General features: G+C 57.8%; 1 protein-coding gene and 2 pseudogenes. All 3 read left to right on the top strand.

Going from position 1 to position 2,406, the window contains the following annotated elements:
- Window positions 1-477: pseudogene (locus AC1DWI_RS19895) on the top strand (NADH-quinone oxidoreductase subunit L); the annotation flags it as partial.
- Between the two features lie 30 nt (window positions 478-507).
- Complete coding sequence (locus tag AC1DWI_RS19890; protein ID WP_477671601.1) at window positions 508-1,983, top strand: NADH-quinone oxidoreductase subunit M; 1,476 nt, start codon at window positions 508-510, stop codon at window positions 1,981-1,983.
- Window positions 1,984-2,003: 20 nt separating this feature from the next.
- Window positions 2,004-2,406: pseudogene (locus tag AC1DWI_RS19885) on the top strand (NADH:ubiquinone oxidoreductase subunit N); the annotation flags it as partial.

The raw sequence follows: 2,406 nt of genomic DNA, 5'->3' as shown, positions 1-2,406 counted from the left end.
TTCTTCAAGGACGCCATCTTCGTGGACCTCGAGAAACATCACGCCATGGAAGAGCTTAAGCATCTGTTCCACGGCCCATGGCAGATGGCTTTGCACGGCCTGATGGCGCCACCGTTCTGGCTGGCTCTCGGGGGCTCGGTGCTGGCCTGGTATATGTACATGATTAACCCCGCCTTGCCGGCCGCGATCAAGCGCATGTTCATGCCCATCTTCACGTTGCTCGAAAACAAGTACTACTTCGACTGGTTCAACGAAAACGTGCTGGCCCGCGGCACGCGCGCTCTCGGCACCGCGCTCTGGAAGGGTGGCGACCAGAAGCTGATCKACGGTGCGCTGGTCAACGGTTCGTGGAAGGTGATCGGCTGGGTCTCCGGCATGGTTCGCCGGCTGCAGTCCGGCTACATCTATCACTATGCCTTCGGCATGATCATTGGCGTGTTTGTGTTGATGACGTATTTCGTCTGGCTCAATCGCTGATCAGTTCAACAAAATCAAGGAAGAACAAGAATGGGTTTGTTGAGTCTTGCGATCTGGACGCCGATTGTTTTCGGTGTGGTTCTGCTGGCGCTGGGCCGTGACGAGCAGGCGCGCAGCGTCCGCTGGGTCGCACTGATAGGCGCGGTCGTCAGTTTCCTGGTGACGCTGCCCTTGTACAGCGGTTTTCAGCTGGACTCGTCGGCGATGCAGTTTGTCGAAAAGGGCAGCTGGATCCAGCGGTTTAATGTCAACTACCACGTAGGTGTTGACGGCATATCGCTGTGGTTTGTGCTCTTGACGGCCTTTATCAATGTGGTGGTCATCATCGCCAGCTGGGAAGCCATCACCACACGCGTGAACCAGTACATGGCTTCTTTCCTGATCCTGAGCGGGCTCATGATCGGCGTGTTTTCGGCACTTGACGGCATTCTGTTTTACGTGTTCTTCGAGGCCACGCTGATCCCGATGTACCTGATCATCGGCATCTGGGGCGGCCCCAACAAGATCTACGCGGCCTTCAAGTTCTTCCTGTACACCTTGCTCGGCTCCCTGCTGATGTTGGTGGCGCTGATCTTCCTGTACAACAAGTCGGGCGGCAGCTTCGACATCCTGACCTGGCACAAGCTGCCGCTGGGCAGCACGGTGCAGACATTGCTGTTCTTTGCCTTCTTCGCGGCGTTTGCCGTCAAGGTGCCCATGTGGCCGGTCCACACCTGGCTGCCTGACGTGCACGTTGAAGCTCCCACCGGTGGTTCGGCTGTGCTGGCCGCCATCATGCTGAAGCTGGGCGCATACGGTTTTCTGCGGTTCTCGATGCCTATCGCTCCGGATGCCGCGCATGAATGGGCCTGGCTCATGATTGCACTGTCGCTGATTGCCGTGATCTACGTCGGCCTGGTGGCGCTGGTGCAGCAGGACATGAAGAAGCTGGTGGCTTATTCGTCAGTGGCCCACATGGGCTTTGTCACCCTGGGTTTTTTCATCTTCAACGACCTGGGCGTTTCCGGCGGCATCGTGCAGATGATCGCCCACGGCTTTGTGTCGGGCGCGATGTTCCTGTGCATTGGTGTACTGTACGACCGCGTCCATTCGCGCGAGATCGCCAGCTACGGCGGCGTGGTGAACACCATGCCCAAATTTGCGGCTTTTGCACTACTTTTTGCCATGGCCAACTGCGGCCTTCCGGCCACAGCCGGTTTCGTCGGCGAGTGGATGGTTATTCTGGGTGCGGTCAAATACAACTTCTGGATAGGCGGCGCGGCAGCGACGGCACTCATATTTGGCGCAGCCTACACCCTGTGGATGTACAAGCGCGTTTACCTGGGCCCCGTGGCCAATGACGACGTCAAGGCACTCGTCGACATCAACAGCCGCGAATTCCTGATGCTGGCGCTGCTGGCCATCGCTGTGCTGTACATGGGCATCTATCCCAAGCCGTTTACCGATGTGATGAATACTTCAGTGGCGGACCTGCTCAAGCACGTCGCGGCCTCCAAACTGAACTGAAGCAACTACAAAGAATTCAGATGATTGACAAACTCTCCTGGATCACGGTTTATCCGGAAATCGTCCTCCTGACCATGGCCTGCGTGATTGCGCTGGTGGACCTGGGCGTCAAGACGCCGCAGCGTACGCTGACCTACTTGCTCACGCTGTTGACCCTGGCCGTCGTGGCGGCCATGGAGGCTGCCTACGCATCTGGAGGCCAGACCTTCTATGGTTTCGGCAACATGGTTGTCAGCGACCCCATGGGCGGCTGGCTCAAATGCTTTGCCTGTATCACCGTGATGATTACGCTGGTCTATGGCCGCCCTTACGCGGCAGATCGCGACATGCTGCGCGGCGGTGAGTTCTTCACTCTGAGCTTGTTCGCGCTGCTGGGCATGTTCGTCATGATCTCGGGCCACAACTTCCTGGTGATCTACATGG

The organism is Polaromonas sp. P3_C2 (genome assembly GCF_056402675.1).
The sequence above is the reverse complement of the archived record's forward strand: the minus strand, read 5'-3'. Positions and strand labels throughout refer to the sequence as shown.

Excerpts from the sequence above, each read along its gene's own strand:
- AC1DWI_RS19890 (WP_477671601.1), top strand. The coding sequence starts at position 508 with ATGGGTTTGTTGAGTCTTGCGATCTGGACGCCGATTGTTTTCGGTGTG.